Genomic DNA, 7319 nt, shown 5'->3' with positions numbered 1-7319 from the left:
AACATCGGCCCACATCGTTCTGGTATCCCTGATAGAAACTTCAGGGGATTTTACCTAAGACCTTGAAAGGGATGGCCGTAAGGGCGGAACCCTAAGCCGCCGTTACCGCAGCAATGGATATGTACTCAGCCAACAACATTCTGACCGGCTGTCAGGCCGCCTCGCGAGCAAGCTTTGCTCCCACAGATCTGAAGGGTGTTCGACCGGGGGAACCAGGCCGGCTGTCAGGCCGCCTCGTCCAAAGCGCTATGCCCAAACCCAACAGTCCCCCTCACTTTTCGATATTTCCAACACCCCCACCCGCAACGCTACTCTCCTGAAAACCGTCACCACCCCCCAAGGGATTTCATGGACAGAACCACCTTCAAACCACTCCTACTCACCCTAGCCCTGATCAGCAGCGCCCCACTGGCCCAGGCCGCCACCACCCTGGTCTACTGCTCCGAAGCCAGCCCCGCCGGGTTCGACCCCAGCCAATACACCAGCGGCACCGACTTCGATGCCTCGGCCGAAACCGTCTTCAACCGCCTCACCCAATTCAAGCGCGGCGGTACCGAGGTCGAACCCGGATTGGCCACGAGCTGGGACGTGTCCGCCGATGGCCTCATCTACACCTTCCACCTGCGCGACGGCGTGAAATTCCACACCACCGACTATTTCACCCCCACCCGCGACTTCAACGCTGACGACGTGTTGTTCACCTTCCAGCGCCTGCTCGACCCGCAACACCCGTTCCGCCAGGCCTACCCCACCGAGTCGCCGTACTTCACCGACATGGGCCTGAACACCACGATCAAGAGCGTCGAGAAAGTCGATGAGCACACCGTGCGTTTCAACCTGAACAACGTCGACGCCGCTTTCGTGCAGAACCTGGCGATGAGCTTCGCCTCCGTGCAGTCCGCCGAATACGCGGCGCAGTTGTTGAAGGAAGGCAAGGCCGGGGACCTCAACCAGAAACCCGTCGGCACCGGGCCGTTCGTGTTCAAGCGCTACCAGAAGGACTCGCAGATCCGCTACGCCGCCAACACCGCGTACTGGAAACCCGAGGACGTGAAGCTCGACAACCTGATTTTCTCCATCACCCCGGACGCCGCCGTACGCCTGCAAAAGCTCAAGCGCGGCGAATGCCAGGTCAGCGGCTACCCGCGTCCGGCTGACATCAAGATCATCGAGCAAGACCCGAACCTGCAGGTGCTCAAGCAGCCCGGCTTCAACCTGGGTTTCCTGGCCTACAACGTGACACATCCACCCCTGGACCAGCTCAAGGTCCGCCAGGCGCTGGACATGGCCATCGATAAACCCGCAATCATCAAGGCCGTGTACCAGAGCGCCGGCCAACTGGCGCAAAACGCCTTGCCACCGGCCCAGTGGTCGTTCGACCCGGCCATCCAGGACGCGCCCCACGACGTGACCAAGGCCAAGGCGCTACTCAAGGAAGCAGGGGTTGCGCCGGGTACCACCATCGACTTATGGGCGATGACAGTGCAGCGCGCCTCCAACCCCAATGCGCGAATGTCTGCGCAGATGATCCAGCAGGATTGGGCCAAGATCGGCATCAAAGCCAACATCGTCAGCTATGAATGGGGCGAGTACATCAAGCGCGCAAAAAATGGTGAGCATGATGCAATGATTTACGGCTGGACCGGCGACAACGGCGACCCGGACAACTGGCTGGGCGTGCTGTACAGCTGCGCGGCGGTCAAGGGCAGCAACTACGCCAAGTGGTGCGACCCGGCGTATGACCGGCTGATCCAGCAAGCCAAAGTCTCGAACGACCGCCAGCAACGGATCGATTTGTATCGACAAGCGCAGAAAATCCTCAAGCAACAGGTGCCCATCACCCCCATCGCGAACTCGACGGTCTTTCAACCGATAAACAGGCAAGTGGTGGATTTCAAACTCAGCCCATTCGGCCTGACGCCCTTCTACGGCGTGGGTTTGAAGAAGTAGCACCCGCCCCAACCCGGTGCATTTCGCCCCTTTCAATGCACCGGTACGGAGCGAGTTTTACCCCGAAAAAACCCGCGCAAACGGTCAACTGCGTCAGAAGTTATACAGATGCGACATTAAGGTACGTTCGTGCCACTGAATCGGACTTGTGACCGCTCTGGATCTTGCATTGGGTATGGGGCCTGCATAAGTATCCGCAGGACGACTCACGAGGTCGCCCTCAAATCCAAAAATGACAACAAATCATGAGGCCAACATGCTTAAACAAGCGGTCATTCCGTTTTTAGTCGGCGCGAGCTTATTAGCCAGCGCACCTTTCGCCCAAGCCGCGACTAACCTGGTGTTCTGCTCCGAAGGGAGCCCGGCCGGTTTTGACCCTGGTCAGTACACCACCGGAACCGACTTCGACGCCTCCGCAGAAACCGTATTCAACCGCCTGACCCAGTTCGAGCGCGGCGGCACCGCTGTGATTCCTGGCCTGGCGACCAAGTGGGACATTTCCGACGACGGCCTGACCTACACCTTCCACCTGCGTGAAGGCGTCAAGTTCCACACCACCCCGTACTTCAAGCCGACCCGCGAATTCAACGCCGACGACGTGCTGTTCACCTTCAATCGCATGATCAACAAGGATGACCCGTTCCGTAAGGCGTACCCGACCGAATTCCCGTATTTCACCGACATGGGCATGGACACCAACATCGCCAAGGTCGAGAAAATCGACGCCAAGACCGTCAAGTTCACCCTCAATGCCGTAGACGCCGCGTTCATCCAGAACATGGCCATGCACTTTGCCTCCATCCAGTCCGCCGAGTACGCCGACCAGTTGCTCAAGGCAGGCAAGGCCGCCGATATCAACCAGAAGCCCATCGGCACTGGTCCGTTCGTCTTCAAGAGCTACCAGAAAGACTCGAACATCCGCTTCACCGGCAACAAGGAATACTGGGTTCCGGATGACGTGAAGATCGACAACCTGATCTTCGCCATCACCACCGACCCGTCGGTGCGTATCCAGAAGCTGAAAAAGAATGAATGCCAGGTCACCCTCTTCCCTCGTCCGGCCGACCTCAAGGCGATCAAGGAAGACAAGAACCTGAAGATGCCGGACCAACCGGGCTTCAACCTGGGCTACATCGCCTACAACGTGATGGACAAGATCAAGGGCAGCGACCAGCCCAACCCGATGGCCCAGCTGAAAGTGCGCCAGGCGCTGGACATGGCCGTCAACAAGCAGCAGATCATCGACTCGGTGTACCAGGGCGCAGGCCAACTGGCCGTCAATGCCATGCCACCGACCCAGTGGTCCTACGACACCACCATCAAGGACGCCGCGTACAACCCCGAGAAAGCCAAAGAGCTGCTCAAGGAAGCCGGCATCAAGGAAGGCACCGAGATCACCCTGTGGGCGATGCCGGTCCAGCGTCCCTACAACCCGAACGCCAAGCTGATGGCCGAAATGCTGCAGTCGGACTGGGCCAAGATCGGGATCAAGGCCAAGATCGTCACCTACGAGTGGGGCGAGTACATCAAGCGCTCCAAGGGCGGTGAAAACGGCGCCATGCTGATCGGCTGGAGCGGCGACAACGGTGACCCGGACAACTGGCTCAACGTGTTGTTTGGCTGCGACTCGCTGCAAGGCAACAACTTCTCGAAATGGTGCGACAAGAAGTTCGACGATATCGTCAAGCAAGCCAAGCGCACTTCGGATCAGTCCAAGCGCACCGAGCTGTATAAGCAGGCACAACACATCCTCAAAGATGCTGTCCCGATGACACCCATCGCTCACTCGACGGTGTTCCAACCCATGCGCGCCAACGTGCAGGATTTCAAGATCAGCCCCTTTGGCTTGAACTCCTTCTACGGCGTCAGCGTCAGCAAATAAAGGTAGGCAACGGCGACGTTTTTAACGGCGCCGTTGCTTTATCTGCCGAGACCAAGACCCAGGAAATCGCCTACATCCAAAAGCACTGCGTACCACAGCAGTTGGTTTCGGACGTATCGCCTTTTCCCACAAGTCTTTCAGGCATTACGCATTTACTGCCTGGCCCACGGCTCATACCGTCGGGGCCTGGTCGGTTTGCTAGCCTTGCGGCATTGCTGTGCAATGGATTGAGCTCAGTGTTCCGGACATGTCCCGGAAAGACACCGGTTCACTGTTAAACACCCCGAACGAGAGAGGGAGCGTCATGCGCCATACCTTGGTTTTATCCACATTGTTGGGCACCGGCCTCTTGGCCGCCGCGTCCATGGCCCAGGCAGCTGGCGGCAGCCTGGTGTTCTGTTCCGAAGGCAGCCCGGCCGGTTTCGACACCGCGCAATACACCACGGCCACCGACAACGATGCCGCGGAGCCGCTGTACAACCGCCTGGCGGAGTTTGAAAAAGGCGCGACCAACGTCGTCCCGGGCCTGGCAACAAGCTGGGACATTTCCGAAGACGGCCTGAAATACACCTTTCACCTACGTGAAGGGGTGAAGTTTCATACCACCGACTACTTCAAACCAAGCCGGGACTTCAACGCCGACGACGTGTTGTTCACCTTCAATCGCATGCTTGACCCGCAGCATCCGTTCCGCAAGGCCTATCCCACCGAGTTTCCGTACTTCAACGGCATGAGCCTGAACAAGAACATCGCCAAGGTGGAAGCGACCGGGCCGTTGACGGTGGTCATGACCCTCAACAGCGTGGACGCCGCGTTCATCCAGAACATCGCCATGAGTTTTGCCGCGATCCTGTCGGCCGAATACGCCGAGCAGTTGCTCAAGAACGGCAAGCCCAGCGACATCAACCAGAAGCCGATCGGCACGGGGCCGTTCGAGTTCAAGAGCTACCAGAAAGACTCCAATATCCGCTACGTCGCCAACAAGCAGTACTGGGCGCCGGAACGGGTCAAGCTGGATAATCTGATTTTCTCCATCAACACCGATGCCTCGGTACGGGTGCAGAAACTCAAGGCCAACGAATGCCAGGTCACCCTGCATCCACGCCCGGCCGACGTGCCAGCCTTGAAGAACGACCCCAAGCTGCAACTGATCGAGAAGCCCGGCTTCAACCTTGGCTACATCGCCTACAACACTCGCCACAAACCCTTCGACCAGGTCGAAGTACGCCGGGCGCTGGACATGGCGGTGAACAAGCAAAGCATCCTCAACGCCGTGTACCAGGGCGCGGGGCAACTGGCGGTCAACGCCATGCCGCCGACCCAGTGGTCCTACGACGACACGATCAAGGACACCGCCTACAACCCGGAAAAAGCCAAAGAGCTGCTCAAGGCCGCCGGGGTCAAGGACGGCACCGAAATCACCCTCTGGGCCATGCCCGTGCAACGCCCGTACAACCCCAACGCCAAGCTGATGGCCGAGATGCTCCAGGCCGACTGGGCGAAAATCGGTCTGAAGGTGAAGATCGTCAGCTACGAATGGGGCGAGTACATCAAGCGCACCAAGAACGGCGAGCACGACATCAGCCTGATCGGCTGGACCGGCGACAATGGTGACCCGGACAACTGGCTGGGCACGCTGTACAGCTGCGACGCCATTGGCGGCAACAACTACTCCATGTGGTGTGACCAGGATTACGACAAGCTGATCAAGCAGGCCAAGGTCGTCACCGACCGCGACCAGCGCACCGTGCTCTACAAACAGGCCCAGCAGTTGCTCAAGCAGCAAGTGCCGATCACCCCTGTCGCCCACTCGACGGTCAACCAGCCGCTGAGTACCAAAGTCGAAGGGTTCAAAGTCAGCCCCTTCGGTCGCAACGTGTTCTCGGGCGTCAGCCTGAACCCATAACCGTATAGCCACACAGCGAGGGTTTCCTTTGGAAGCCCTCTCGCAGATGTTTTGCCTTAATTCGCCGATCAGGCGCCATGCAAACGTTTGCTAGCCGTGAATGAGTTGTAAAAACCAATAGCCGTATCACCTAAAAAGACCGGCATTAAGAAGAAAGAAAAGGAGCGTTACCCATGAAACTGAGCAGCACCGCGTTACTGGCCTTGGCCATCAGCAGCGTCACCGCCACGGCATACGCAGAATCGCAGAGCCAGGCGTTCAATCCGGTGACCGTCAAGACCACCAGCGCTCAATCCGAAGCCACCGGTTTCGTAGAAGGCCAGTCGGTCAGTGGCAGCACTCGCAACTGGTACTCCAACGAATTGCGCCGCCGCGGCAGCGCCTTCAGCTACACGCGCGACGGCGTTACACACAGCGATTCGCGCCGGACCAACTGGGTTCAGGGCACCATCTTGAACTACACCTCCGGCTTCACCCAAGGCACCGTTGGCTTCAGCACTGAAGTCGCGGCCTATAACGCGATCGCGTTGCTCGGCGACCACGATGACATCATGGGCGGTTCCAACCGTACCCTGGCGCACTCCGACGGCGACGCCGTCGACCAGTGGAGCAAACTGGGTCTGGCGAACGTCAAGGCACGCGTTTCCAACACCACCCTGACCGCCGGTCGTCAAAACTTCAGCAGCCCGATGGTCGACGTCATCGGTAACCGTGCCCTGCCTTCGAGCTTCCAGGGTGTGAGCCTGCACAGCGAAGAACTCGAAAACCTGACATTCGACGTCGCGACCTTCGACCGCAACTCTCCCCGTACCGAGCAAAGCCTCACCAAGTTCCGTTCCGAATACGGCAGCTCCTCGGCCGAAGCTGATCATGTGAACACCGCCGGTATCACCTACCAGCCGTTCGCCAGCCTCACCACCAGCCTGTGGGGCACCCAGGCCGAAGACCTGTGGAACCAATACTACTTCGGCGCCAGCCACGTATTGGGCGACAGCTCGGTGCTGAGCCTGACCACCGGCCTGAACTACTACAGGACTGTGGATTCGGGCAAAAGCAAACTGGGTGATATCGACAACAATACCTACTCCCTGTCGTTTGGTCTGACTCACCAGGCTCACAGCCTGACGTTCTCGTACCAGGAAGTGGACGGTAACGAGTACTTCGACTACCTGCACGAAACCAACGGCATCTACCTGGCCAACTCCCTGCTGTCGGACTTCAACGGCCCGAACGAGAAATCCTTCCAGATCGCCTACGGCCTGAACATGGCCGAATACGGCGTACCTGGCCTGAAATTCAACATCTATCAGGCGCGCGGCTGGGGCATCGACGGTACGCATTACAACAGCACCGGCTATACCGATGTGAGAGCCATGGACGGTGAACATCACTACGAATACGGCATCGGTGCGTCTTACGCCGTACAAAGCGGCCCGCTGAAGGCCACCGCTGTACGCGCGACCTACACCACGCACCGCGCCAGCGAAAACCAGGCTGATGGCAACCTCAACGAGTTCCGCCTGGTCACCACCATCCCGTTCAACATTCTCTAAACGCTGCACCGAACGGTCGACTCACGAG

4 protein-coding genes are annotated in these 7319 nt (G+C 58.8%); all 4 read left to right on the top strand.

Going from position 1 to position 7319, the window contains the following annotated elements; all coding sequences use genetic code 11:
- Nucleotides 1–348: 348 nt before the first annotated feature.
- Nucleotides 349–1950, top strand: coding sequence for an ABC transporter substrate-binding protein (locus ACWNZ1_RS23175; protein WP_456027917.1), 1602 nt, complete (start codon nucleotides 349–351; stop codon nucleotides 1948–1950).
- A gap of 256 nt (nucleotides 1951–2206) precedes the next feature.
- Entirely contained in the window at nucleotides 2207–3832 is a 1626-nt protein-coding gene (locus ACWNZ1_RS23170; RefSeq protein WP_135843673.1) for an ABC transporter substrate-binding protein, read from the top strand.
- 304 nt (nucleotides 3833–4136) lie between these two features.
- Nucleotides 4137–5738: an ABC transporter substrate-binding protein gene (locus tag ACWNZ1_RS23165; protein ID WP_456027916.1), complete on the top strand. Its 1602-nt coding sequence runs from the start codon at nucleotides 4137–4139 to the stop codon at nucleotides 5736–5738.
- 173 nt (nucleotides 5739–5911) lie between these two features.
- Nucleotides 5912–7291 carry an OprD family porin gene (locus tag ACWNZ1_RS23160; RefSeq protein WP_256454262.1) on the top strand — a complete coding sequence of 460 codons (1380 nt, stop codon included), beginning with the start codon at nucleotides 5912–5914 and terminating at the stop codon, nucleotides 7289–7291.
- Nucleotides 7292–7319: the final 28 nt, after the last annotated feature.

Source organism: Pseudomonas sp. CFBP 5748 (assembly GCF_053850495.1).
Note: the sequence above shows the minus strand (reverse complement) of the source record. Positions and strands in the feature narration are given on the sequence as shown.